Raw genomic sequence first — 24737 nt, 5'->3', positions numbered from 1 at the left:
ATGATTCACTTTATAGCTGGAGATGTCGTATGGTGGTACTGATTACGGGGGCCTCGGGAGGTCTGGGAACGGTGTTGGGCTCGTTGCTCAGTCGCAAGGGGTTGAAGGTGTACGGCACCATGCGCAATCCGGAGGGCAGAGAGAGCGATTACCCCTTTACGCTGCTGCCGATGGAGGTCAACAGTGATGAGTCTGTGCAGGCCTGTGTGGATGAGGTGGTTGAGCGCGAAGGTCGTATTGATGTCCTGATTAACTGTGTGAACCAGATGATTATCGGTTCCGTGGAAGAGCAATCCGTCGAGGAGGTTCAGGATTTATTCAATGCCAATATCTTTGGTGTGATGCGGGTCTGCAAGGCAGTCATCCCGGTGATGAAGAAGCAACGCGGTGGCACCATAGTCAATATGAGTTCGCTGGGTGGCATTCTCGCGGTGCCGTTTATGAGTGCTTATACTTCCGCGAAGTTTTGTCTGGAGGCCATGAGTGAAGCGCTGTATTACGAAATGAAGCCGCATAATATCGATGTGGTGATTATGCAGCCGGTGGCGATGCACATGGATCGCCCGGCCACGGGCAGTCATTTGCGTACGGTAAAAAATGTGCCGGCCAATTCCCGCACGCATAAGATGGTGGAGCGCATGGCCGCGGATACGGCCGCCAGCAAGCTGACACCGGAGATGGTATCGGCCAAGATCTACGAGGTGATTACATCGCAGAAAAAACCTCTGCGAGTGCCGATGGATCGGGCCAAGGTCATGTCAGTGGTCAAACGCCTGTTACCTGGGCCCATGATGAATAAGATTGTGCTCCGTTTTATGGGTGATGTGATGGGGTAGGCATCAGCTTTAGGCTGCGACCGGCGCGGGCTCCATCCGCCGAGCGCAGTCGCACCTCTACCGTTGTTGAGTTTGTCAGTTCAATGGGGTTCAGGTATTCCTTCCATTCACCGGCCGCGAGTCGGTATTGCATGGTTAGCCCCGGAAATGGGGACTTCATGTGCAGTTTGCCATCCACAATGCTGGCACCGGGGGTGGGCACCCTATAGCGCACACCCTGTATATCCAGTTTCTGCAGCTCTTTTTGAGCCAGCAGGTTGGCAAATCGGTTCCAATCCCGTTGCCGCAGTTGCCGGCGTTTCTGGTCAAAGTGTTGGCTGTCCTTGTTGTAGAGCGCACCTCGATAGTCGTAGGCGAGCTCCCAATCCGGGCGATGCCAGGCGCGTTCGGCCAGTGCGATCAAACGCGGGAATATCATATAGTCCGCCTGGGCATCAGTGCGGGTGGTTTCCGTCCACAGGTGTCCCTGTAGACCGTAAAACCGGCGTTGTTCTTTGATGGCGCTGTTGCGGTCATCCAAGCTCATGGGGCGTTGCTCCCGGTCGCCGCGAAATTCGGCGTGAGCCGGCAGGTTGTCGGGCATAAACTCAAATACGTCCAGTGTCCCCGTGGCTCGACTTGCCCAGTAGTAACCGCGTTCCTCCGGATCAGCGGCATAGGGGAAATCAAAGTAGGTGGTGTCCGGCGTGGACACCACTACCTGCCAGTGGCGATTGACTTGCTCGTGGGCAACTTTGTGGCCGTCCCAAAACAGAGGTGTCCAGGCATTGGATTGCACTGCGTTCGGCATTTTGCCTGTGTCGGTGGTGGAGAGGCCATCGTTCCAGCCCGCGGGCATCACTCCTTTGTCGGCAACCATATTGGCAACGCGTTCAACAAAGTAACCGGTCAGGTCGTGGTGGTCTTCCAGTTCCAGATCAGGGTTGGTAAGCAATGATTCACAGGCGGGAGATTGAATCCAGGCTCCGGCGGTTTCATCGGCGCCAATGTGATAGCGGGTCAGCGGCACACCGGCTTGAGCATGCAGGGTTATCATTTCGTCGATAACTTTTTCGACAAAGGTGTAGCTGGAATCCAGACAGACATTCAACGTATTGTCGTTATAATACTGGATGGATTGGTAGACCGTTTTGTCCAGCGGGTCGATCAGACGGTAACGACTGGCCTCGTGCGGTTGTTCAGCAGCAATCAAGCGCTGGTAACGGGCTTCCATCGCGGCCACGGCGGCGCGGGAGTGACCGGGCATATCAAAGGAGGGAATCACTTCGATATGTCTCGCCTGCGCGGCATGCAGGATCTCCTGATAGTCTCGGCGGCTGTAGTAGCCGTTGGCCGCGCCATGGGCGAACGGACCGCTGCCGAGCTGTGGCATGATGCAGAGTTTTTCTTCGGGATCGTGGCAGCGTTGGCTGCCGATGTCTGTCAGTTCCGGCAGATCGGGAATTTCCACACGCCAGCCTTCATCGTCGCCGAGATGCAAATGCAGACGGTTAAGTTTGTAACGGGCCATTTGTTCCAGCAATCGGATCACATAGTGTTTGTCGCGGAAATTTCGCGCCACGTCCAGGTGCATACCGCGAAACGGGTAACGTGGCGAATCGGCGATGCGCAATGCCGGCAGTTGGGTTTCTCCCACAAACAGCAGGCTGGCCAGGGAGCGCAGCGCATAGTGGGCACCGACAGCGGTTTTAAAGCTGATTTCAATCTCTGCGGCAGAAATCTCAAGGCGGTAGGCTTCCGGCGAGTTCAGGCTCTCATCCGCCAGTTGCCTGAACGAGACAACTGCCCCGTCTCCCGACTGATGAACGCCCAGGCGTGATAAACCCTGCAGCGCAGTGTCGATGGCATCAAGTGATGGAATTTGCCCGGTAAGTTTTATGCCGCGAGATATATCCAATTTCCCATCGGTCATTTCGATGGTCCTGGGCGTCGGTATCATTTCCGAGCGGAGTTGTTCTGCCGCGATGTTATCAGTCGTAATACGCCGAAACTGATTCTCTGCCGAGGCAAACAGAGTCTGGTCACCGGAGCTGCGTTTGAGATGTTTTTCCTGTTCCGTAAATCCACCTGCGTGGGGCAGGATTTCGAGCCCGGTGGCATCATCAATTCGAGCTATCGTACTGTTGACCAGCTCTGGTTGCAGTGATCCGCTGACGACGTAGTAGTTGGGCATGATGTCGGTCTTGGCCAGGTGCCAGTAATCCGCTTGCAAAGGAACAGCAATGGGTTGCCCGGCTTCAAAGCCTTCAAAGTTGGAGGTAGGGGTCAGGCGGTGTAAGTCACCGTTTAAAAATTCAATGTCGAAGTCATCGCTAAAGTCTCGCTGAATAGGTGACATATGGGAAAAGTACATTGACCAGTTGCTGGCCTGCCAGTCTTCGGGCATCGTCAATAACAACTGTGATTGGAAACACAGGCCATCGGCCCGATTCTTGTCACAATGGGCACCGGGGCGGTTATCCAGAACCTGGTAGGTGACTTGAAGCTGTTTGCCAAGCACCGACAGTTGCTGTTGTGTTTTGAGATCATCCCGGGTTGATTGGGTGTCCGGTCGGGCCGCACCCTCCCACTGGCATCCCGCTATCGCCAATAAAAAAAACGACAGCGTGTAGCTCGGTGTTATTTTTATCATGGTACTGATTCCGCGCCTTTAGTTAATTCCAAGCTGTGCCAACAATTGTTGGTTTTCCCGTTCGATATGCTTGTAAAAATCCGCGTGTTGCAATCTGGCTGCCGCAGCTTCGTCCACAATGACTACAGCGTTGGTGTGCATCTGCAGGGCCGAAGCGGGGCAGGCGGCTGACAGCGGACCTTCAACGGTATCGCGAATCGCATCGGCCTTGTGGCTGCCCGTTGCGAGCAACACCACTTGGCGGCTGTCCAGAATCGTGCCAATACCCATGGTGATGGACAGATGGGGTTGGTACTCATCGTCTTCAAAGAAGCGGGCGTTATCGTCAATGGTGGCCGGCGTTAACGTCTTGACACGGGTGCGTGAGCGCAGACCGGAGGAGGGTTCGTTAAAACCGATATGGCCATTGCGCCCGATGCCCAACAGTTGAATATCAATGCCGCCGTGTTTTTCAATCAGTTGTTCATACTCTTCGCAGGCACTGATGGGATTGCTGGCGTTGCCCGGTGGCACGTAGGTGTTGCCCGGATTGATGTCGATGTGCTCAAACAGCTGTTGGTTCATAAAGTGGCGATAGCTTTGGGGATGATCGCCGCTGAGGCCGAGATATTCATCGAGATTAAAGGTGGTCACATCGCGAAACGATACCTCTCCGCGTTCATAAGTTTGAATCAACTTTTGATACAACGCGACGGGTGTGGAGCCCGTCGCCAGGCCAAACACACTGGCAGGTTGTCGCTGTAACCGGCGTACAAAAATGTTCGCGCCATAGTTGGCGACGGCATCGGCGTTGTCGAGAATGACTACTTGCATGAAGTTACGCTCCGAAATTAATTCATGTGCCGGCGCTTGCTGCCGGCCACCCAGGTGTGCTGAACGCGAAAAGCGTCATCGAAGTGGACAAGGTCGGCGCGATAACCACTGCGAATTCGACCGAGCTGATCTGCCTTGCCAATGTATTGAGCCGGGTAAAGTGAAGCCATACGAAGGGCCTCTTGCAATGAAGCGCCAACGGATTCCACGCAAAAGCGCACGGCGTCGATCATGCCGATGGCGCTGCCGGCCAGATTGCCTTCGGCGTTCACCAGGCAGCCGTCCTGTTCGCTAATCACTTCGTTGTATAGGGAAAAGCTGTTCTCGTTTGAACCGACGGTTGCCATGGCGTCGGTGACCAGAAAAACCTTACCGGCGGGTTTGGCGTTAAGGGCAACCTGAATGGCTGTCGGATCGACATGGTGGCCATCGGCGATGATGCCACACCAGCTGTCATTGTCGGCCAGAGCCGCGCCAACCACACCGGGGTCGCGCCCGGTGAGCGGACGCATAGCGTTGTATAGGTGGGTAAATCCGCTCAGGCCCTCGGCGAGTGCCGCCTTGATCTGCTCGTGATTGGCATCGGTGTGCCCTGCGCAGACACGGATGCCTGCATCCGCCAGTGTTTGGATCTGGCCGGCTTTGGTCTGTTCCGGTGCCAGAGTGATTAACAGGGTCATGTCGGGATGATGTCGTCTGATGCTCGCTAACCATTCGAGATCCTCAGCGGACATAGGGCGGATGTAATCCTGTTTATGAGTGCCGCGGCGATCGGGATTAAAGAAGGGGCCCTCAATATGCACACCCAGCACCCCCGGCAGTTTTTCCTCCAGCGCCTGGCACACGGCTGCCACTCCCTGTTGTTGCTGTACCAGCGAATCGCTGATCAGAGTTGGGGTCATGGAGGTGGTACCGCCGTTGCGATGACCCTCCAGCATTTGACGGATGCCATCCAGATCGGGGCTGTTGTTAAACAGAATGCCGCCACCGCCATTGACTTGCAGGTCAATAAATCCCGGCGCCAGAACACCGCCTTCAAGATTTTGTCTTTCGATGTCAGTGTCGAGTTCCTTTTCCGGCAACAGCGCGTGAATTCTGGAGCCGTTCAGAACGACGGCGTAGCCTTCCAGACATTGATGGCCGTCAAATACGCGGGCATTGGTAAGTGCGGTCAGCATTGAAAACCTGCTCTCCTGGAATGGGTTAATGGTTATCGAATTGGTTAAAGTCTGGCCACTGTAGCACGAGTTTTTCTTTGGGACAACGTTGTCATCATTATGGAGTAGCAGTTTGAAAGGCAAACCAGCAGCCAGCAGGCTAATTTGAGGTAGGGCTAAGTGGGGGCAGGATTCAGCCAATCAAACAGGGCTGGTGGCGTTTAAGCCGGTTCTGCCGTGGAATCCCGTACCACCAGCTGGGGGTGAAAGCCGTTTTCGATGGCTTCTGTGGGATTCTGCCCGCTGCGCGTTGTTCGGGTTGATTGAATCAGGAGGGCGGCTGCACTGGCGGCAATCTGGCTGGTGGGCTGGGCAGCGGTCGTCAGCTTGGGCCAGGTCTGGCGGGAAAAGGGATTATCCTCAAAGCCGACAATAGAGAGCTTGCCCGGCACTTCGGTACCCAGCAGTCTGGCGGCAAACAGAGTCCCTGCCGCAATTTCATCGTTACAGGCGAATACGGCTGAGGGTGGGGATTCAAGGCTGAGTAGTTGCTTGGTGCGCTCCACCCCCGACTCAAACGAGTATTGGCCCTGCAGGACCAGGGATTCGTCCACTGTCAGTCCATTTTCATGCAGTGCCTGGCGGTAACCCTCTTCCCGCTCTCCGGATGAGGAATGCACGGTATCACCTGAGAGGAATCCGATGCGTGTGTGCCCCAGATCGATCAGATATTGGGTAATCTCCCGCGCCGCATTGCGATCGTCAATGTAAACGCAGGGAGACAGATCATCCGGCTCTTCCGAGCCGGAGATAATGCGTACAAATTTGATGCCCCGCCGGCCGAGGTCCTCAATAATCTCGCGGGTTTCGGATACCGGCGGTGTCAGCACCAGCCCCGCCAGGTGCCCCCGTTCGACCATCTCAGCCAATTCGTCGGTGATGGTGTCTGACTTGGCATCGCAGGGGTGGATCACTAGTTCGAATCCCTGCCGACGACACTCCTGCAGGATACCGTGCTGCATGCTGATGACGTAATGGCTGTTGGGATTGTCGTAAATAAACCCGATAAACGAAGAGCCGCCACGCAGGTGCCGGGCGGAGAGGTTAGGCTGATAATTCAGTTCCTTGACCGCTTTCCAGACTTTCTCTTTAAGGGCTTCACCCACCGACGGCTCGTTGTTGATCACCCGGGAAACAGTTTTAAATGACACTCCGGCCAGCTTGGCCACATCCTTAATGGTCGGTTTCATAGGGTCTACAAGGGGTCTTCGGCGCAAAGCCGCACAGGGTAGAAGGTTTATGACTTGGGTGCAAATGCGATTTGTTCATCAATCGTGGTAGGGTTAGGCCTGCGATTTATGACCATTAACGACTATTGTTTCTACCGAATACTACACCGATGTTGATTCGTTCCATAGCCAAAACACTGATTCTGCCCCCCGCCCTGCAATTAGTCTGTATCGCATTGGCGATCGTCTGCTGGAGGCGCTACCCGAAAATATCCCGCGCCCTGGGGCTACTGGGTTTGATCAGCCTGTGGTTGCTGGCGTTACCGGTGGTGTCCTGGTCTCTGCAAAGAGGGCTGGAATGGAACTATGCCCCAATCGATTTGACGCAGGCTGCGTCCGCCCAGGCTATTGTGGTGCTGGGGGCGGGGAGACGCCGTGAGGCCCCGGAATACGGATATCAGGATACTGTGAACCGCCTGGCCCTGGAGCGCCTGAGGTATGCCGCAACTCTGCATCGGCAAACCGAGCTGCCAGTTCTTGTTTCCGGTGGATCGGTTTTTCGGGAGGATGCCCGGCCGGAAGCCGAGATGATGGCGGATACATTGATCCAGGAGTTTGGTGTACCGGTAGAGTGGCGCGAGGGAGGTAGCCGCAACACCGCCGAGAATGGCCTCCATTCTTACGCACTGCTGGCTGATCAGGGTTTCAGTCGCATCCTGTTGGTCACTCATTCCTGGCATATGGCGCGGGCCGAACGAGTCTTCCAGAATGCCGGTTTTGAGGTGGTACCGGCGGGGCTGGGATTCGCCCGCCAACAGTTGGGCCCGGAGGTGTTGGATTTTTTGCCCAGTGCCAACGCCTTGCGAAGCAGCCGCTATATGCTGCATGAGTGGCTGGGAGGATGGGTGTATCGACTGAGCCCGTAGCAACTGCACACTTTTGGCGCGGCAATAGCAGTCGCTGCCCGAATAATGACCGCAGCGCGCGAATTGTGATCGCGCTATCGGGGCTCCCCAACGATAGTTTCGGATTGGCGTAGTCTTTGCAGAACCAAAAGAAGATTGAAAGACAACAAGACCGACACGGTTGTAGATACAAGGAACACAGAGACTATGGTGGAAGCCGATACGCTTTTGGAGCAGCGATCGCAGGTAGATGCCGTCACCGCCCGTTATCGCGAACGCAACGCCGCTCTGACGTTGATGCGCCAGTTCAATCGCCTGATCAATTCCATCCAGCAACACCGCGGAGTCTGCCTCGCTCACCTGGCCGGAGACGGCTTGTTTACCGAGGATATGAATCAGGTTCAGACTCAGGTAAATCGCCGCCTGCTGGCGTTGCGCCATACCTGTACCGAATTCGACAGGCTGGTGCCGGATGCAGAGCAACGCAATGTTCGTCACGGCTGGAGTACCGTTTGCCATGACTGGGAAGGGGATGCACTGCTTGAGAACTTTGAGTACCACTCCTTTCTGATCGAGCAGTTGTTACAGTTAATGACGGGGCTGGCCCGCCAATTCCAAAAGTTGCACTGGCAGGAGGTGCTGCCTGCGGGCACTGAAGTTGTCGACAATGTATTACCGCTGGTCAGTCGTCAGGTGCCCGAACTGGTGGAGCAATTAGCCCGCATCCGTGGTCTGGCGACCCACGCTGCGGTAGTGAGTGAGTGTGACGAAGAGCATGACAAAAAGTTGCGCTATTGGCTGCAGTGCGCTGAGCAGCAAAATCGCGAGCTGGTGCTTCAGATTGACAATATGGATGCCCAGTTAAAGGGCGGTTGGAAGTCGTTGCAGGAGCTCAAGAACTACGAGCTCAAGTTGGCTTTCTTCCTCAATACCATCAAGCGGGACATTCTCCACGGCGATTGCCACAAAGCCGACGCCAGGCAGTTATTCTCACTGGGGTCAGAAATTATCCAGGCCTACGTGGAGGGTGTTGATGGGGGAATCCACCTGTTAAGGGATCAGCTGGAGAAGGAACTCGAAGCCTGGCTCGCCAGTCACTGATACTGAGAACCCTGAGAACTGCCCACGCCCTTAGATTGCCGGATGCACCTGGGTGTTTTTAAGGTATCGCTCGTGCAGGTAAGCGAAATCCTGCTGATAGCTCTGCAGTTCCTCTAACAGTCTCTTGCGCTGCTTGTCACTGAGGCTGGCGTGCAACTGGCTGGACAGCTCAAACGTCAGCTGCTGATTGTCTCTGATAAGTTCTAAATGAGACTCAGAATACAGCGAGCGATCATTGGTGATCAGCTGCCACAGTTGTTGACTCAGGTCGTTACGGGCCAGTTCGGTTCGTTGTTGGTAAATGCTGTCAGCCCGGGCCAGCATGGTTTGCCGCTGCTGAAGTGACATTTCGGCAATAGGTTTCAGGGCCTGGTTCCAGTCATCAATCAGCTGCTGCTGCTGTTCGGAGGGTTTGCCGATCCAGGGTTTCAGAACTTCGAGGGTGTGCTCCCGCCGCTTTTTCAGCCTCTCCTCGGGGGTGACGTCTATATAGCGTTTGGCGTATTTCTCGTGCTTCTTGCCAATGCTCTGTTTGAATTCCAGCCATTGCTCGTCGTTGAGCTCAATAAACAGAGTGACGAGGTCAGGCATCAGCTGTTTAAGGCTGTCTTCATAGAGCAATTGACCTTCCAGGGCGATGTCCTGCCAGCTTTGAGGGGGCAGTGAGGGGGCCTGTAATTGCTCCTGCAGACGTTCACTGGCGGCCAGATAACGGGGCAATTGGGTACTTTGATGCCAGAGATGAAACCGGTCCAACGCCTGTTCCATGGTTTTGCGCTGGTCCCGACTCAGGGAGACGTGGTCTCTGATCTGCCAGCCGATCCACCAGTCCAGAAAGGTATAGCTGACTCGCAGTGTGCAACCGCTCAATCCGAGGCAGCCGATAATCACCAGCAAAACAGCAGCTCTTTTCAGCACTACCCGATTGAATGCGGCCGTGCTAGAATCCCGCTTCTCTCGTAGCAATGTCGAAATACGTGCCAATTCCGGTACGTTGATGCATCGCATAGGTTGGTTCCCCCGGTCAGCGGTCAGGAAACGAATCATCTTAACGACATAATAGACCGAGATAATAACAATAATTCAAAAGCGTTGTACCTTATGAACATCTCCCTCGATCCCGAACGTCTGCAATTAGATCATTTACAACTGCAAGACCGCCTGAGTCGCCTTATCCCGGTTCAGTTGTGTTGCCTGGTCTATCGCAAGCGCTATACCGTGATTCTGGTGGCGAGCCAGGAAATGCCCGCCCGTCGACTGAGTAAGAGTGCCGAGCACATAGCGCACCAGTTGGTGCAGAAATTGGGCGCCAGACCGGCAGAAGTGGACTTTTTGCAGTACCAGCCCGGAGAGGAGCCGGAATGGTTGCGCTGGCGGTTTCAGTGGGTGGGGATGTCACCGTTAAAAGGCGAGTGTATTGCGGTCAATGAAGCCTCGAGAAGCCGCTATCTGGAACCTCTGCTCAGTGGTGGGCAGCCTTTCTCATTACTCAATGGCGAGGTGCCAGCGGTCGCCTGAAGCCCGCTGCCAGCATCAGGGCACAAACCAACAGAGTTGGCAGGCTGCCTGTGCTCATAAAGGGGGTGTCGCCGAGTCTTGGCTGTACCTCACCCTCAACCACCGCCTGCACAAATTGATCACTGGCCTGCTGTAAGCTCCCATCCGGTGAGATGATCGCGCTGACGCCATTATTGGTGCCCCGAATGACATAGCGGCCGGTTTCCAGGGCTCGCATCTGGGCCATTTGCAGATGTTGCAGCGGCCCCCAGGAATGGCCAAACCAGGCGTCGTTACTGATCGTTAAGATGACACTGCGGTCACTGCTTTGCTCAGCCACTAGATCCGGATAGACGATTTCGTAGCAAATCGCCGTGGCCAGCATCAGGCTGCCTATCTGAAGGCCATGTTGCTGTGAGTCGCCCGAGCTGATGATGGAGGTGGGCAAATTAAAGAATTCGATCAGGCCCCGCAGCCACTGCTCCAGGGGCACGTACTCACCAAAGGGAACCAGCCGGGTCTTGTGATACATGCCGGTGGCCATGCCCAGGCCCACTGCGCTGTTATGGTAGACCGGGTTGCCGGGAGTATCGTAGAGGATACCCGTGATCAGAGCCGTTTGTGTATTCGCGGCCTTTTCCTGCATCTCTTCAAGAAAGGGTAATGCCCGGTGATAGAGCATGGGAATGGCTGCCTCGGGCCAGATTACCCAGTCATTACTCCAGGCCGTCCGTGACAGCTGCCGATAGCGTTCCAGGGTGGGCAACAAAAAGCTGGGCTGCCACTTTTTTTCCTGGGGGATATTGGCCTGTACCAGCGCCACCCTGACAGGCTCACCCTGTTCAGTGGTCCATTGGTTGTTTTGCAGTATGCCTCCCGTCAGCCAAAGGCCCGCAACGGCGGCAGTGAGCATCAGTTTGGCAGAGCGGCGGGTATGTTGGGAGCAACAAAATGCCAGCGCTATGGCTGTCAACACGGTGATCAAGGAGACACCGAACACACCGGCCACCGGTGCCCAGCCCGCCAGCGGCGTGGCCATTTGGCTATAGCCGATAAACAGCCACGGAAAGCCGGTCAGCAACCAGCTGCGCAGCCATTCGCCTAATACCCACAGGGCTCCAAAGCGCAGCAGGTAAGCACCGAAGTGTCTTTCTCGACTCAGATTGACAATGGCAAGCGGCAGTGCAAAGACGAGGGCCAGTCCGGCAACAAAAAGTGCCGTCAACAATATTGCCAGCGTAATCGAGGCCTGGCCGAAATCATGAATGCTGACATAAACCCAGGAGGCGCCAACACCGAACAGGCCAAGGCCAAAGAAAAAGGCGAGCCTGGCGCACTGGCGGGGAGACTGGCCGTACAGCAGCAATGCCAGCAGTGCTGGGCCAACAAAGGCCAGCGGCCAGAGATTAAGGGGCGCCAGAGACAGCGGTGTGAGGGCGCCGCCGAGCAGGGCCAGCCAGGGCGTGAGCCGCGCCGACCAGCTCAGGCCGAGTCCCGCGACCGCCGTTCTGTGGGAATCCGTACTGGAGTTGGCATCCATCACCAATCAGCTGGGGGAGGTCAGGCGCAGCAGGTGGATTTGGCGGTTGTCCGCGTAGAGTACCCGGAACTGGTATCCGTCGATGTCCGCGACCTCATTGCGTTGCGGCAGATGACCGAACGCGCGCATCAGGATGCCGCCAATGGTGTCGAACTCGTCTTCATCAAAGCCGCTGCCGAAGAATTCATTAAAGTCTTCAATGGGGGTCAGAGCCTTGACGATATAGTCATTGTCGGCCACTTTGCGAATGAAGGCGTCATCGGCATCATCATCGGTTTCGTCTTCGATCTCGCCGACAATTTCCTCAAGAATGTCTTCAATGGTCACCAGCCCGGAAATGCCACCATATTCATCAATCACCAGAGCCATGTGATAGCGGTTTTCCCGGAATTCGCGCAAAAGCACATTGAGGCGCTTGCTCTCGGGAATAATGGTGGCGGGGCGAATGATGTTTTCGAGCACAAAGTTGTCTGTGCCGTTGAGAATCAGGGAGAGCAGATCCTTGGCCAGCAGGATGCCACGGATGTCATCCGTGGATTCTCCCACCACGGGGAAACGGGAGTGTCCGGATTCAATGACAGTGGGCAGCAAATCTGCCGGTTGATCATCAATATTGATGCAGACCATCTGCGAGCGTGGTACCTGGATTTCGCGAACCTGCTGGTCAGCAACGTCCAGGGCGCCCTGAATGATTTCCAGCTCATCGGGATTGACTACCTTGTTATCAGCGGCCTCCCGAATAATTTCGAGCAGTTCCTCGCGGGACTTGGGTTCCGCGGAAAAGGCGTTGAGTACCTTGTCGAGCCAGCTTTTTTCCTGTTGCCGACTCGACGTGGTCTGGCTACTCGATGGGTCTTCACTCATGGTTTTGTCAATCTCCTTGCTCCGGCCTAATCTACCCGGGCGCCGGTTAATCCGATGCGGTTACTTTCGATTTCTGAGTCAATGGTCTCATAGGGCGGAGGGTAACCGAGTTTGGTTAAAATTGCAGTCTCCAAAGCTTCCATTTCGTCCGCTTCAGAGTCCTCTATATGGTCGAAGCCCAGCAAATGCAAGGTGCCATGTATCACCATATGGGCCCAGTGAGCCTCCAGAGTCTTGTTTTGGTCCACGGCTTCTCGTTTGACAACGTCGGCGCAGATCACCAGATCCCCCAGCAGGGGCAGCTCCAGCTCGGGGGGAAGGTCCGCGGGGAAGGAGAGCACATTGGTAGGCTTGTCCTTGCCGCGATACTCGTGATTGAGTTGCCGGCTTTCGGCAGCATCCACGATACGCAGACTCAGCTCGGCTTGGTCGCGCCGGTTTTCAACGGCGGCCAGCGTCCAGTCTTCCAGCTGTTCCTGGCTGGGGAGAAAGTCGTGATCGCCGGCGGCGATAGCCACCTGCAGGTCCAGGCACAGTTCCATAAGGGGTATCTTCGCTAAACTCAGTCCGAATGGGGGTGGTTCACGCCATTGGAGAGGCTTTGGTGCTCAGATTGTTGCTCGGCCTCAACAGTGTCATAAGCTTCTACAATGCGCTGCACCAGCGGATGACGAACAACATCGCGGGCGTTAAAGAACGTGAAGCTGATGCCCTTGACCTTTTCCAGGATGCCCACGGCATGCTTGAGCCCGGAGGCGTGGCCCCGAGGCAGGTCCACCTGGGAGGGGTCACCGGTGATCACGGCGGTGGAGCCAAAGCCGATCCTGGTCAGGAACATTTTCATCTGCTCGCGGGTGGTGTTCTGGCTCTCATCAAGGATGACAAACGAATTGTTGAGTGTGCGGCCGCGCATATACGCCAGCGGTGCCACTTCAATCACATTGCGTTCAATCAACTTGCCAACGGTTTCGAAGCCCAGCATCTCGTAAAGTGCGTCATAAAGGGGGCGCAGATAGGGATCGACTTTCTGGGACAGGTCGCCGGGCAGAAAGCCGAGTTTTTCACCGGCCTCGACGGCCGGGCGCACCAGCAGGATTCTTTCCACTTCGTCCTTGAGCAGGGCCTCAACCGCACAGGCAACCGCCAGATAGGTTTTACCCGTACCGGCGGGCCCGATACCGAAGTTGATGTCGTTGGTCTGCACGGCACGAACATACTGTTGCTGGTGCTGCCCGCGGGGTTTGACCGTACATTTCTTGGTACGAATCAGGGTGAGGGGCTCGACATTGTTATCGGCGGAACTGCCGGGTGCATCTTGCATGGATATCTCTTCCTGGTGCTGGCCATGCCGGAAGCTTTCCAGCTCGGATTGTTGCAGGGCCAGATGGACTTCATCGGGGGTGAGTTCGACGCCACCATCCGTGTCGCGATAGAGCGACTTCAGGAGCTGGCCGGCGGTACGAGTGGTGCTGGGCTCTCCCAGCAGGGCAAACTGGTTGCCACGGTTGCGGATTTCGATATTGAGACGGCGCTCTATCTGACGCAGGTGCTCGTCAAACTGGCCGCAGAGGGCCGCCAGGCGGCGGGTATCATCGGGTTCCAGCACCACCTGCAGAGGTGGCGGGGTTTGAGTCGGTGCGGAACTGTCCAAAATGTTAGAAAATCCGTCCTTTGTCGGCTGCATTCCCACTTAGCCTACCCCAAGTCGAGGGGGTGGGGAAAGGCCGTGCTTCTGATATTCGGTTCTATAGAAATAGGCTTTTTATACCCGGTCAAGATTGGTTTAACACCAATCATCATCGAGCTCAGAGCCCAGAAGGGTGCCACGCAGCGAATTGGGCAGTGCTTCCTCGATCAGGATATCGGCAAAGTGACCAATCAGTGCCGGGTTGTCACAGCGGAAGTTCACGACCCGGTTATTCTCGGTTCGACCTGATAATTGTCCGGGGTCCTTCTTGGAATAGCCACTCACCAGCACCCGCTCGGTATTGCCCACCATCTTGCGGGCAATATCCTGAGCCTGCTGGTTGATGCGCTGCTGCAACAGCTTGAGGCGTTCTTTCTTGACCTCTTCCGGGGTGTTGTCGGGCAGATCCGCCGCCGGTGTGCCGGGGCGGGGGCTGTAGACAAAGCTGAAGCTCATGTCGAAGCCAATTTCCTGGATCAGGTTCATGGTGGCCTCGAAGTCGGCGTCTGTTTCGCCGGGGAAGCCCACAATAAAGTCTGAAGAGAAGCAGATATCCGGGCGAATCTTTTTCAGGCGGCGGAGTTTGGATTTGTACTCCAATACCATGTGGCCGCGTTTCATGGCCGCCAGGATACGGTCTGAGCCGCTCTGAACCGGAAGATGCAGATGGCTGACCAATTCCGGAACCTCGCCGTAGACCTCAATCAGACTGTCCGAGAACTCAACCGGGTGTGAGGTGGTGTAGCGAATGCGGTCGATGCCATCGATAGCGGCGACATAGGTAATCAGCTCGGCGAGATCCACAATTCCGCCGTCGGTGCCTTCCGCCCGGTAGGCGTTAACGTTCTGGCCCAGCAGATTGATCTCACGTACACCCTGGGTGGCGAGATGCGCCACTTCATGGAGGACATCAGCCACCGGGCGACTCACCTCTTCACCGCGGGTGTAGGGCACCACGCAGAAGGTACAGTATTTCGAGCAGCCTTCCATGATGGAGACAAAGGCACTGACACCATCGGCCTCGGGTTCCGGCAGCTTGTCAAACTTCTCAATCTCCGGAAAGCTGATGTCGACCACGACGGCACCGTTGTCCTTCGGAGTTTCTATCATCTCTGGCAGGCGGTGCAGGGTCTGTGGGCCAAAAATCAGATCCACATGGGGCGCGCGCTTGGCAATGGCCTCGCCTTCCTGGCTGGCAACGCAGCCACCAACACCGATAATCAGCTCCGGGTTTTTGTCCTTCAGATTCTTCCAGCGGCCCAATTGATGAAACAGCTTTTCCTGGGCTTTTTCGCGAATCGAGCAGGTGTTTACCAGCACCACATCCGCTTCATTGGGGTCATCCGTGGTCACCATCTGGTGTGATTCACCCAGCAGATCCCGCATACGATTGGAGTCGTATTCGTTCATCTGGCAGCCGTGGGTCTGGATAAACAGCTTCTTGGGGGCGGGTGACTGGTCTGACATGGAGGAAAAAACCCTGGATCGTGTTGCCAGCCAACAGGCTGAACAAAAATTAGCCAATAGAAATAAGGCCGGGCATTATACTGGTGCTGAGGGCTGATGCCCATAGCTGAGCTTCAGCTGGTCGATACATTTGTGGATATGCCTGGATTGAGAGTCGCAGCCGGGGTGTCAAAAGCCATACAAATTTGCCGGATGATAACCGCTGCCAGCCTGTGCTATGCTTGCGCGCCTTTGGGCAACCACAGTCAAATTTGAGTTAAGTTATGCCAGCCAAACCCATTTACAAGGTCATTTTCTACAACCAGAACCAGGTTTACGAGGTTTATGCCCGGGCAATCTACCAGAGCGATATGTACGGATTTATCGAGGTAGAGGAGTTCGTGTTTGGCGAGCGTACACAAATGATCGTGGACCCCTCCGAGGAGAAGCTGAAAAGTGAGTTTGACCAGGTGTCACGCTCGTACATACCCATGCATTCCGTTATCCGCATTGATGAGGTGGATAAAGAGGGTCCTGTCAAGGTGACCGACATTAAAGGCGGTGACAAAGTAGCCCAGTTTCCCTTCCCCGGTGGGGCAACGCCTCCCTCCGGCGGCGATTAAACCTTTGCCGCCTCTATGTGGTTGCCGGGTTGTTATTTCGGCAGTCGAAAGACAATCGGCAGGGAGAAGGAAAACTCATCCCCGTTGATCTCCTCCGGTACCGGCGGGAAGGGGTCCGCTCTACCGACCGCTCGCACCGCCTCCTGGTTGAGGGTGGAGTGACGGGATGGCTCTAATTCTGACACCTGCTTGACCTTGCCGTCTCGATCAATCACCACTGAAATCCTGACGCTACCCTCTTGGTTGCGATTGATGGCGCGCTTGGGATAGCGAATATATTTGTAGGTCCATTTCAGCAGCTGCGAATGGTAGAGCTGTCGACTCAGCAAGGACTCGGCGGTCAGCTGTTCCGGCTCTTCCACTTCCTCCGCGGCATCTTCGACCCCGCTGGCTTCAACAGTCTCAGTTTGCGACTGTTCAATGGACGATTGTGGGTCATCGGCATCGGCGACTGCCGTTTCAGACTCTGCCGCTTGTGCGGTTTCCGCTGAGGCTTCCAGGCCGGCATCTGCCTGCGCCAAGGTGGGTTGTGGCACCGTCACCGGCGCTGCGATGGAAGGAGGGGCAATGCTGGGGGCGGCAGCCAGAGCCTCAACCGGGGAAGCAGTGCTCTGCGGAGTCGGTCCCGGTTTGGGCGTTTTCCAGGCTGCAATGGCGAGGCGACGCTCGTCACTGGGTGAAAGGCTCTCGTAACGTCCCAGGATCTGATTGTCCACTTCACCGGCGGTGAGCAGGCTGTCGCGAAAATCCGAGGACAGTGGCACGGGGCCGATCCAGGTGCGCAGCACCATGTTAAAGAAGTCAGGGGAGTCGATACTGCCGAGCTCAATGTCATTGAGAATGACGTGGGTCGAATTCCCGGATGCCTGGATCTGCAGGCGGTCGCCGGCCTTTAGCGAACGCTTGATCAAGGCGGTGAAGGCAACCATGTTCTGGGCTTCCCGGGTCAACAGGGCCGGTGGGTTGTTAATGGCCATGCCCTCAATCCACAGGCGATTGAGCTGGCGGGCCGAAAGTCGCCGCGCAACTACCCGCAATTCCATGCGCTTTTCGCCACTGTCGGCGAGAATGTCGGCGCCATTGCCGGACAGGCGGTCACTGTAGAGAGCGCCAATAAACAGTTCCTTGTTTAATGCCTTGTGGCTGGCCAAGCCATTGATCAGGGTGTCTGACAGCACAGCGGCGCTGGGCAGCATCAGACAGATTATCCACAATAGGGGAAGCCTCGAGAACGTAGGGTTCCGGAGAGGGGCAAACAACATAGCGACCTGGCTCTTATTATTGTGTCTCACCATAGCCTGACTGCCCATCCACCATAAACTATGAGGTCAAAGTCGGCATTGGCGTTAAAATTATCGGCCGTACATGGTCTACGATATTGCTCTCTACTGCAAGTTTCCCGGGGCTGAAGCTATCCATGCTGCCAGATAGGCGTCATAGTTGTGAAAAAGTTCTAACTCTGGAAGATGGCACTGGATTTACATCACAGTTTAATGGTGAACTAGTTGCTTGATCTGGTGCCAGACCTCACCGGCAAGGAAACGCGGGGAAGCTATGCAGAAAGATGCGGTGAATGAATACCCCAGGGCGGCCATTGACCGTCTGGTCGGGGCCATTCCCTTTTATAAGCAGCTGCAACAGAGCGATGGCGGTCAGTATGAGCTGTTGCTGCAACATTCCCGGGTGATGACCTATGGGCCGGGTGAAGTGGTGCTGGAACAGGGGGATGCAGGCCACTGGCTGTGTTTTTTGCTGAAGGGGCAATTACAGGTTCTGGCCGGTGAGCCCCGCCAGGAGGTGAACCAGATTACACCGGGGGAGGTATTCGGTGATCTGGCAATGCTGTTGAAACAGGCCCGGACCGCAACGGTTGTGGCCGACAGCCTCAGTCGCGAGGCGGTGGTGTTTTGCACCGACTTTTCGCTGTTTGGCGAACTGGAGGATTTCAGCCGCGTTACCTTGGCCACCAAGCTGATCTACTTTCGCAATCTGGTTCACAGTCTCCGTTGGAAGCTCGAAGTCTACCGCTCAAAATACGCCTCACACCCTCTTGCCAACCGGCATCGCTCGGTCAAACTCTATCTCGGCAGCAAAGATACCCTGGAAGAATTGGCCGGCATGCATGAACAGGCGGCTCAGCTGGCGCGGCTGCTGGTTGAATGGAACCAGGAGTTCGGTTATTTGTCTGTTTCCCAGACGCCTGCTCCCAGTCCACAAGTACTGGCAGCACTGGGGCGGGCGGGCTAGCACCGTGGGTTCCAGCGTTCGAATTCAGCCACAAAAACGGTGATTCCACATTTTTACATTTCTTGGCTTGAGCTCAGTGACTGAGAGGTGCACTGTAGTCCGTTACTATGCCGGATTCTGGCAGGATTGTCCTAAATAGACTGTTAAGGCAAGCATGAGTCAAAGAAGTTTCTCCCAGTACGGCCGCCATTTCTGGTCAAACAAGAATTATCGTGTGTCTGCGTGTATCGCCCTTGCGAGCTTGCTGTGGTTGGGCAGCGGTATCTTCAAGGCGCAGCCCGTGATCAGCGAGGAAATCGGCGAGGCACACAAACCTGTGATGTCGGTGCGGGCCAGATATATTGATGCGCAAGCCTATCAGCCCCAGCTGCATATTCGTGCGCGTACTCAGGCCAATCGACAGGTTTCCATGAAGGCGGAGGTGAGTGGCAAGGTCGTGGCGCTGCCGGTGGCAGAAGGGCAGCAGGTAAAAACCGGCGAGGTGATCTGCGAGTTGGCGACTGAAGACCGCCTGCTCAGAGTGGAGGAGGCACGCTCCGCCGTTGCCCAGGCCCAATTGGAATACGATGGTGCGCTGCGCCTGAAATCCGGCGGCTACCAGTCGCGTACAGCTATTGCGGCCGCCAAGGCCAAACTCGACAGTGCCAAGGCAGATCTCAAACGCCGTCAGTTGGATCTGGACAACGTCAAAATCCGCGCGCCGTTTGCCGGTGTACTTGATCGCCACTCAGTAGAAATCGGTGATTTTATGGATCGGGGCGGAGAATGTGGTCTGTTGTTGGATCTCGATCCGTTGATCGCCAGCGGCCGTGTCTCCGAAACCCAGGTGGGTCAACTGCATCTTGGCAGTTTTGCATCCGCCCGCCTGTTGACCGGGCAGCAGGTTGGTGGTGAAGTCTCGCTGGTGGGTTATGGCTCGGATGACGTCACACGCACTTTTCTTGTGGAGGTGGAGCTGCCCAATCCGAATTTGTCACTGCGCAGCGGCATTACCACGGACCTTACGGTACCGCTCTCGGTTCAAACCGCCCATGTAATACCTTCCTCTTTGTTGTCCCTGGATGACCGGGGCAAAGTGGGGGTGAGGGTACTGTCCGAGGATCATCATGTCAGCTTTCTCAATGTGGATCTGATTGGTGATCACAGCGATGGTGTCTGGGTGACGGGGTTGCCTGATCGGGCCCTGGTGGTCACAGTGGGTCAGGAATATGTGAGCCCTGGTGAGCTGGTGAACGCGACCATTGTTAATCCCACTGGTGTTAACCCCGCTGGTGACGATCCAGCCATAAACACTCCTGCTGCCGACAACCTCCCGGCGGTGCAAACTGCGGTGTTGCAGACGCAGCCAGCCGGCCTCCCCGACCACTCGGAATCTGAGCCAATGACAGTGGTGGGTGCCGACAAGTTATGAATTTCCTTTCTATGGCGGTCAGCCATTTTCGCAGTACCTTCTGCATCATGGCACTGCTGCTGGGTGTCGGGTTCTACAGTTACAACCACATGCCTGTGGAGGCGCAGCCGGAAATTCAGGTGCCCTATGTCTACGTCGGTGTCGTCCTGGATGGGGTTTCTCCCGAGGACGGTGCACGGCTGTTATTGAGGCCCATTGAACAGGAACTGCGTTCACTCGAAGACCTTGATGAAATTTCAGCGACCGCGGTAGAGTCACACGCCTCACTGGTTGTCAAATTCGAAGCCGGCGCCATTGATATCGACAAAGCCTTAAATGACGTGCGTGCCGCTGTGGACCGCGCCAAGGCGGATCTGCCAACGGATGCTGAAGAACCGGTGGTCGAGGAAATTTCGGCCATGGACTTCCCCTCTGTTACGGTCGCCCTGCTGGCAGATGGCGATGTTCAGGAGCGGGTTCTCCACAGAACGGCAAAAATGCTGCAGCGAGAGATCGAAGCGCTGACGGACGTCTTGGAAGCTCCCTTGGCCGGTCATCGCGAGGAGGTGGTAGAAGCGCTGATAGATCCCGCGAGGCTGGAGCATTACAACATCACCAGCGATGAGTTGGTTAACGCCATCCTGGGCAACAACCTGCTGGTGCCCGCCGGAGAAATCGATACCGGCGCCGGTCGTTTTTCTGTCAAGGTGCCGGGATTGATTGAGTCCTATCAGGACGTCTATGCGATCCCGGTCAAATCCACACCAGAGGGTGTGGTTACCCTGGGTGATGTTACGGATATTCGACGCACCTTTAAGGATGCCAGCAGTTTTACCAGCGTTAACAATCGGCCTGCCATTCTCTTGCAGGTCAACAAGCGCAGTGGTACCAACCAGATTAAAGTCTCTCAGGATGTGCGTGCCCTGGTTGCTTCCATGAAAGACCGGATTCCGCCGGGTGTGGAAATTGTTTTTGCCTTTGACCAGTCTGACTTTTCCTCTGCCATGGTGGCAGAGATGACGGGCAACATTTTCACCGCCATGGCACTGGTTATGGTGATTGTGGTGGCGGCCCTGGGTTTCCGGTCGGGAGCCCTGGTGGGGTTGGGCATTCCCTTCTCGCTGATAGTCGGTCTGATTATGCTCGACTTTATGAGCTTCTCTTTCAACATGATGGTGATGTTCGGCATGATGCTGGCGCTGGGTATGTTGATTGATGGCTCGATTGTGATCACGGAATTTGCCGATCGCAAGATGGCTGAAGGCATGAGCAGTCGGGCTGCCTATCAGATAGCGGTAAGGCGCATGTTCTGGCCCGTGGTTGCCTCCACGGCGACCACCCTGGCAGCCTTTCTGCCGTTGATGTTCTGGCCGGGAATATCCGGTGACTTTATGAGTTATCTGCCGGTGACGGTATTTTCCGTATTGGCGGCCTCTCTTACCTACGCGCTGTTTTTTGCTCCGGTTGTCGGCTCTTTGATGGGCAAGTCCGAGATGGGGCTGGATGTGCAGAATTATCTGCGCAGCCTGGAAACCTCCCCGCCCACGGAAATGCCGGGCCATACCGGGCGCTACGCGCGTCTGTTGGCGTGGGCGCTGCGGCGGCCTGTGGTCTTCTGTCTGGGCGCTCTGCTGGTATTGGCGGGCATTTTTATTACCTATGGCAAATACAATCACGGTTCGCAGTTCTTTGCTGAAACCGAAGAAAAATTTGGTTCGGTGTCTGTGCGGGCTATGGGCAATCTCTCGGTTGCCGAATCCAGCAAACTGGTGCGCGAAGTCGAAGCCCGGGTACTGACCGTCAGAGGCGTACACTCTACTTATTCTTCGAGTAGCAGCAATGGCGGACGTGATACGGATAAGGACGAAATCGGTAACATTATGGTGGAATTGTGGGACCCGGCCCTGATCGGTTACTCCACTCACACCGTTTTTGAACACATTCGCGAAGAGATTGCGGATGTTCCCGGTATTCTTGTCAGTGCCGGCCCGTTTGAAGGTGGGCCGCCGGTGGGCAAGCCGATTCAGTTGCAGCTGGAATCCATCGACAGCGACCAGCTTCTGGCCACCACCCGATATCTTCGCGATCATCTTGCTAACAACATCCAGGGGCTGCGAGATGTTACAGACTCCACGCCGCTGCCAGGGATTGAGTGGGAGATGAGTGTTGATCGTTCGTTAGCCGCGCAGGCGGGAGTCAATGTCGCCGAGGTTGGTCGCGCCGTGCAGTTGGTGACCAACGGTGTGCGGATCGGCGATTATCGTCCGGATGATGCCGATGACGAGGTGGAAATTCGGGTGCGCTATCCGGCCCAGTCCCGCGGTATTCAGGTGCTGGATGAATTGCGGGTGAATACGCGCAATGGCCCGGTCCCCATCAGTGGTTTTGTGACTCGCGAGGCTCAGCCTAAAGTAGACAACGTCAAGCATATTGACGGCGTTCAGGTGATGACGGTCAAGGCGGATGTCTTGCCCGGTGTGTTGGTAGAAGCCAAAGTTCGGGAGATCGAGCAGTGGCTGCAGGAAAATCCGCCGCCGTCCCAGGTCAAGGTCTTATTCCGGGGGGCCAACGAAGAGCAAAACGATGCCCAGGCGTTTTTGGCGGTCGCATTTTCTCTGGCGCTGTTCCTGATGTTTGTGTTGCTGGTGACCCAGTTCAACAGTTTTTATCAGGGTTTTCTTATCTTGTCGGCGGTGGTGATGTCTACCGCCGGTGTTATGCTGGGTCTGTTGGTAACCGGCCAGGTATTCAGCACAATTTTGACCGGTGTGGGCATAGTTGCACTCGCGGGTATTGTGGTGAATAACAATATCGTGCTGATCGATACCTATAATGTGGTGCGTCAGGAAAATCGCGATCTGACACCGAAAGAAGCGGTGGTCATTGCCTGCGCGCAGCGACTGCGGCCGGTATTTTTGACCACAGCCACGACCATTCTGGGTCTTTTACCCATCTCCATGGGGGTGAGTGTGGACCTGCTGTCGCGCAGTGTGGTGCCTGACGGTGTCGTGACCTCCATGTTCCAGCCTCTGGCCAGTGCCATTGTTTCCGGACTACTCTTCTCCACCTTGCTGACGCTGGTGGTAACACCGGTCATGCTGGTGGTGCCCGGTCGATTGAGCTACCTGTGGAAACTGTTTGTGATGCCGCCCATTCGCCGCGGGCTGAGACACCTGCGAGGCCGGCGCCTGGAGCGCAGTTAGCGGTTTTTCAAGAAGGGCGGACAATACTGGACGGCGGCGCTATCCGCGTTTATGGTGTGAAGGTTTAGAGCCTTGGAAAACTTCGCGCCCTACTTATGATTCGTTTTCATTCAACCCTGATGGCGGCGCTGTCGGGTTTACTGTTGATTCTCGCCAGTTCTGCCAGTGTGCAAGCCGTGGAAAACGACGCTCTGTGGCTGCCTGGCAGCTACACCAAGCTGGCCCATAAACTCAGACGGGCCGCCCTTAAGCTGGAGGCCACGCCGCGTTGTGATAAGGTTCTGCGCGGCAGTTTGCACGATTCCACACAGGGCATGGAGCAGGCGGTGTTTCTCCTGGTCTGCCGCGACCCCGAGCGTAAAACCTTTTCTGTGCTGGCCGATGCCAACTCATTGGAACTCACCTACATGGTGCCTCTCGATGAGACCAAAGTGTACGTGGGGAAGGAATTGAGAAAGCGGGTGGCGGCTGTCTGGGAGGATTGTGAGGCCAAGTTCGAATCCAAGACGCGTTTTATGCGCAAGCTCAAGCGACTTCAGGAAGGCCGCCCTGACCCACAGGCAAAGGCTACCGGCGAAGTGGGATTTGACATCGACTTTGATGCGCAGACCCTTCAAGGCAAACCACTGTTGTATCGGGCTCATTGCTTTTCGCCCGACGAAGAAACTGCGGCCACTTTAAAAATCCGTGCCCGCAAACCGGGACAATAATCGCCGCCTATGTTCTTTCTAAAATCCCTGTTTCTGGCGGCCTACGGGCTGACTGCATTGGTTTTGACGTTACTGGCCGCCTGGCAACTGATGCAGGGGCAGTGGGCCTGGATTTCTCCCTTGTTGGTGTGGTTGCCACTCTGGGGGGTAAGTATCAAACGCTACTTCGGACGGAGCCTGGAGCAGGGCGACGAGCGCGAGAGTGGTGTGATGGCGCTGGCGTTGGCGGGCATCGGTCTGGTTTTGATGACGGGTCAGCGTGATGCCGTTCTGTGGTGGTCGCTTGGAGGGTTGTTCGCACTGTTGTTTTATCTGTTTCTGGTTTCCCGTTTATCGTTGGGAGTGCGGGAAGATCGCGGTCAAGTCGACGCCCTGTCGAGCGAGCTTTTTCTGGATAAAGAAGGCAGGCAGGTCAGCGCCGAGCAGCGGGGTGTAAGACTGATGTTGTTTGTGCACAGTCACTGGAATCCCCATGCCCGGATCGCAATGCGCGAGCTGCTGGCTTACTTGCAAAGTGGCGGTGAGGTGTCCGCGTCGCAGTGCGCGATTATCTTTGCCGAATCGATCCCGGGCTGGGCAAAGTCAGCTCAGGATATGGGTTGCCATGTCTGGTACGACAGAGACGGCGGCGGTTGCCAGCGGCTGGGGCTGTGGTTGCGAGGTGGCAGCGCCTGTTTGCCTGGCCCCGAGCACGCGCTAAGGCCGGCATTGGCGCTACTGCCGGCGGTGGATAAATCGCAGCGATCGAAATCACCGCCGCTGTTGTTCGAACGCAGCCTTAACTTCCGTCAACCGCCAACCCTGAGAGAGCTGGGGCCACGAATCGAACGATTGCTGGAAAGAGGTTAGGGCTGGTC

The 24737-nt window shown here is 55.9% G+C and carries 21 protein-coding genes; 10 read left to right on the top strand and 11 right to left on the bottom strand.

Annotated features, from left to right (window positions below):
- Positions 1-29: 29 nt before the first annotated feature.
- The gene (locus HBA55_RS11005; protein ID WP_166990466.1) at positions 30-836 is read left to right on the top strand and encodes an SDR family oxidoreductase; all 807 of its coding nucleotides are present in this window, start codon (positions 30-32) and stop codon (positions 834-836) included.
- Here HBA55_RS11005 and HBA55_RS11000 read toward each other — a convergent pair.
- From HBA55_RS11000 to HBA55_RS10985, 4 genes are all read right to left on the bottom strand, one after another.
- Positions 814-3468 carry a family 20 glycosylhydrolase gene (locus HBA55_RS11000; RefSeq protein ID WP_166990463.1) on the bottom strand — a complete coding sequence of 885 codons (2655 nt, stop codon included), beginning with the start codon at positions 3466-3468 and terminating at the stop codon, positions 814-816. The two genes, HBA55_RS11005 and HBA55_RS11000, sit on opposite strands and share 23 nt — an antisense overlap.
- A gap of 18 nt (positions 3469-3486) precedes the next feature.
- Positions 3487-4281: a glucosamine-6-phosphate deaminase gene (gene nagB, locus HBA55_RS10995; RefSeq protein WP_166990460.1), complete on the bottom strand. Its 795-nt coding sequence runs from the start codon at positions 4279-4281 to the stop codon at positions 3487-3489.
- A gap of 17 nt (positions 4282-4298) precedes the next feature.
- Positions 4299-5459 (bottom strand): N-acetylglucosamine-6-phosphate deacetylase, encoded by a 1161-nt coding sequence (nagA, locus tag HBA55_RS10990; protein ID WP_166990457.1) that lies wholly within the window; start codon positions 5457-5459, stop codon positions 4299-4301.
- A gap of 200 nt (positions 5460-5659) precedes the next feature.
- On the bottom strand, positions 5660-6688 hold the full coding sequence (locus HBA55_RS10985) for a LacI family DNA-binding transcriptional regulator (protein WP_166990455.1): 1029 nt from the start codon (positions 6686-6688) through the stop codon (positions 5660-5662).
- A 149-nt stretch (positions 6689-6837) separates the two neighbouring features.
- Here HBA55_RS10985 and HBA55_RS10980 point away from each other — a divergent pair, with 149 nt between their 5' ends.
- Positions 6838-7593, top strand: a complete 756-nt coding sequence (locus HBA55_RS10980; protein ID WP_166990452.1) for a YdcF family protein — start codon at positions 6838-6840, stop codon at positions 7591-7593.
- Positions 7594-7779: 186 nt separating this feature from the next.
- The gene (locus tag HBA55_RS10975) at positions 7780-8673 is read left to right on the top strand and encodes a hypothetical protein (RefSeq protein ID WP_166990449.1); all 894 of its coding nucleotides are present in this window, start codon (positions 7780-7782) and stop codon (positions 8671-8673) included.
- A 30-nt stretch (positions 8674-8703) separates the two neighbouring features.
- Here the strand turns inward: HBA55_RS10975 and HBA55_RS10970 are convergent, their stop codons facing one another.
- Positions 8704-9681, bottom strand: coding sequence for a DUF6279 family lipoprotein (locus HBA55_RS10970; RefSeq protein WP_166990446.1), 978 nt, complete (start codon positions 9679-9681; stop codon positions 8704-8706).
- 93 nt (positions 9682-9774) lie between these two features.
- Between HBA55_RS10970 and HBA55_RS10965 the strand changes: the two genes are divergently transcribed.
- Positions 9775-10191 (top strand): hypothetical protein, encoded by a 417-nt coding sequence (locus HBA55_RS10965; protein WP_166990443.1) that lies wholly within the window; start codon positions 9775-9777, stop codon positions 10189-10191.
- Here the strand turns inward: HBA55_RS10965 and lnt are convergent.
- The 5 genes from lnt to miaB all read right to left on the bottom strand — a co-directional run bounded on the left by lnt (position 10163) and on the right by miaB (position 15728).
- Positions 10163-11710 (bottom strand): apolipoprotein N-acyltransferase, encoded by a 1548-nt coding sequence (gene lnt, locus HBA55_RS10960; RefSeq protein ID WP_166990440.1) that lies wholly within the window; start codon positions 11708-11710, stop codon positions 10163-10165. The two genes, HBA55_RS10965 and lnt, sit on opposite strands and share 29 nt — an antisense overlap.
- 6 nt (positions 11711-11716) lie before the next feature.
- Positions 11717-12574 (bottom strand): HlyC/CorC family transporter, encoded by an 858-nt coding sequence (locus HBA55_RS10955; RefSeq protein WP_166990437.1) that lies wholly within the window; start codon positions 12572-12574, stop codon positions 11717-11719.
- Between the two features lie 26 nt (positions 12575-12600).
- Positions 12601-13116: an rRNA maturation RNase YbeY gene (gene ybeY, locus HBA55_RS10950; RefSeq protein WP_166990434.1), complete on the bottom strand. Its 516-nt coding sequence runs from the start codon at positions 13114-13116 to the stop codon at positions 12601-12603.
- Positions 13117-13136: 20 nt separating this feature from the next.
- Positions 13137-14258 carry a PhoH family protein gene (locus HBA55_RS10945; RefSeq protein ID WP_166990431.1) on the bottom strand — a complete coding sequence of 374 codons (1122 nt, stop codon included), beginning with the start codon at positions 14256-14258 and terminating at the stop codon, positions 13137-13139.
- A gap of 99 nt (positions 14259-14357) precedes the next feature.
- Complete coding sequence (gene miaB, locus HBA55_RS10940) at positions 14358-15728, bottom strand: tRNA (N6-isopentenyl adenosine(37)-C2)-methylthiotransferase MiaB (protein WP_166990427.1); 1371 nt, start codon at positions 15726-15728, stop codon at positions 14358-14360.
- Between the two features lie 263 nt (positions 15729-15991).
- On the opposite strand from miaB, the gene HBA55_RS10935 reads away from it, so the two are divergent.
- Complete coding sequence (locus HBA55_RS10935; protein WP_206019708.1) at positions 15992-16330, top strand: DUF1820 family protein; 339 nt, start codon at positions 15992-15994, stop codon at positions 16328-16330.
- Positions 16331-16362: 32 nt separating this feature from the next.
- Here the strand turns inward: HBA55_RS10935 and HBA55_RS10930 are convergent, their stop codons facing one another.
- Entirely contained in the window at positions 16363-17526 is a 1164-nt protein-coding gene (locus HBA55_RS10930) for a TonB family protein (RefSeq protein WP_166990424.1), read from the bottom strand.
- A gap of 358 nt (positions 17527-17884) precedes the next feature.
- Here HBA55_RS10930 and HBA55_RS10925 point away from each other — a divergent pair, with 358 nt between their 5' ends.
- From HBA55_RS10925 to HBA55_RS10905, 5 genes are all read left to right on the top strand, one after another.
- A complete protein-coding gene (locus HBA55_RS10925) occupies positions 17885-18577 on the top strand; it encodes a cyclic nucleotide-binding domain-containing protein (protein WP_166990419.1) in 693 nt (230 codons plus the stop codon).
- A gap of 214 nt (positions 18578-18791) precedes the next feature.
- On the top strand, positions 18792-19988 hold the full coding sequence (locus tag HBA55_RS10920) for an efflux RND transporter periplasmic adaptor subunit (protein ID WP_166990414.1): 1197 nt from the start codon (positions 18792-18794) through the stop codon (positions 19986-19988).
- Complete coding sequence (locus tag HBA55_RS10915) at positions 19985-23170, top strand: efflux RND transporter permease subunit (RefSeq protein ID WP_166990409.1); 3186 nt, start codon at positions 19985-19987, stop codon at positions 23168-23170. The genes HBA55_RS10920 and HBA55_RS10915 overlap by 4 nt, the downstream gene beginning before the upstream one ends.
- Positions 23171-23265: 95 nt before the next feature.
- Positions 23266-23880, top strand: coding sequence for a hypothetical protein (locus tag HBA55_RS10910; protein WP_166990402.1), 615 nt, complete (start codon positions 23266-23268; stop codon positions 23878-23880).
- Positions 23881-23889: 9 nt separating this feature from the next.
- Complete coding sequence (locus tag HBA55_RS10905; RefSeq protein ID WP_166990397.1) at positions 23890-24729, top strand: hypothetical protein; 840 nt, start codon at positions 23890-23892, stop codon at positions 24727-24729.
- Positions 24730-24737: the final 8 nt, after the last annotated feature.

The organism is Pseudomaricurvus alkylphenolicus (genome assembly GCF_011683955.1).
Lineage (GTDB): Bacteria > Pseudomonadota > Gammaproteobacteria > Pseudomonadales > Cellvibrionaceae > Pseudomaricurvus > Pseudomaricurvus alkylphenolicus.
Note: the sequence above shows the minus strand (reverse complement) of the source record. Positions and strands in the feature narration are given on the sequence as shown.

What these genes read in the sequence shown, in the direction of transcription:
- HBA55_RS11005 (WP_166990466.1), top strand. Translation starts at nt 30, where the DNA reads ATGGTGGTACTGATTACGGGGGCCTCGGGAGGTCTGGGAACGGTGTTG.
- HBA55_RS11000 (WP_166990463.1), bottom strand. Translation starts at nt 3,468, where the DNA reads ATGATAAAAATAACACCGAGCTACACGCTGTCGTTTTTTTTATTGGCG.
- nagB (WP_166990460.1), bottom strand. Translation starts at nt 4,281, where the DNA reads ATGCAAGTAGTCATTCTCGACAACGCCGATGCCGTCGCCAACTATGGC.
- nagA (WP_166990457.1), bottom strand. Translation starts at nt 5,459, where the DNA reads ATGCTGACCGCACTTACCAATGCCCGCGTATTTGACGGCCATCAATGT.
- HBA55_RS10985 (WP_166990455.1), bottom strand. Translation starts at nt 6,688, where the DNA reads ATGAAACCGACCATTAAGGATGTGGCCAAGCTGGCCGGAGTGTCATTT.
- HBA55_RS10980 (WP_166990452.1), top strand. Translation starts at nt 6,838, where the DNA reads ATGTTGATTCGTTCCATAGCCAAAACACTGATTCTGCCCCCCGCCCTG.
- HBA55_RS10975 (WP_166990449.1), top strand. Translation starts at nt 7,780, where the DNA reads ATGGTGGAAGCCGATACGCTTTTGGAGCAGCGATCGCAGGTAGATGCC.
- HBA55_RS10970 (WP_166990446.1), bottom strand. Translation starts at nt 9,681, where the DNA reads ATGCGATGCATCAACGTACCGGAATTGGCACGTATTTCGACATTGCTA.
- HBA55_RS10965 (WP_166990443.1), top strand. Translation starts at nt 9,775, where the DNA reads ATGAACATCTCCCTCGATCCCGAACGTCTGCAATTAGATCATTTACAA.
- lnt (WP_166990440.1), bottom strand. Translation starts at nt 11,710, where the DNA reads ATGGATGCCAACTCCAGTACGGATTCCCACAGAACGGCGGTCGCGGGA.
- HBA55_RS10955 (WP_166990437.1), bottom strand. Translation starts at nt 12,574, where the DNA reads ATGAGTGAAGACCCATCGAGTAGCCAGACCACGTCGAGTCGGCAACAG.
- ybeY (WP_166990434.1), bottom strand. Translation starts at nt 13,116, where the DNA reads ATGGAACTGTGCCTGGACCTGCAGGTGGCTATCGCCGCCGGCGATCAC.
- HBA55_RS10945 (WP_166990431.1), bottom strand. Translation starts at nt 14,258, where the DNA reads ATGCAGCCGACAAAGGACGGATTTTCTAACATTTTGGACAGTTCCGCA.
- miaB (WP_166990427.1), bottom strand. Translation starts at nt 15,728, where the DNA reads ATGTCAGACCAGTCACCCGCCCCCAAGAAGCTGTTTATCCAGACCCAC.
- HBA55_RS10935 (WP_206019708.1), top strand. Translation starts at nt 15,992, where the DNA reads ATGCCAGCCAAACCCATTTACAAGGTCATTTTCTACAACCAGAACCAG.
- HBA55_RS10930 (WP_166990424.1), bottom strand. Translation starts at nt 17,526, where the DNA reads ATGCTGCCCAGCGCCGCTGTGCTGTCAGACACCCTGATCAATGGCTTG.
- HBA55_RS10925 (WP_166990419.1), top strand. Translation starts at nt 17,885, where the DNA reads ATGCAGAAAGATGCGGTGAATGAATACCCCAGGGCGGCCATTGACCGT.
- HBA55_RS10915 (WP_166990409.1), top strand. Translation starts at nt 19,985, where the DNA reads ATGAATTTCCTTTCTATGGCGGTCAGCCATTTTCGCAGTACCTTCTGC.
- HBA55_RS10910 (WP_166990402.1), top strand. Translation starts at nt 23,266, where the DNA reads ATGATTCGTTTTCATTCAACCCTGATGGCGGCGCTGTCGGGTTTACTG.
- HBA55_RS10905 (WP_166990397.1), top strand. Translation starts at nt 23,890, where the DNA reads ATGTTCTTTCTAAAATCCCTGTTTCTGGCGGCCTACGGGCTGACTGCA.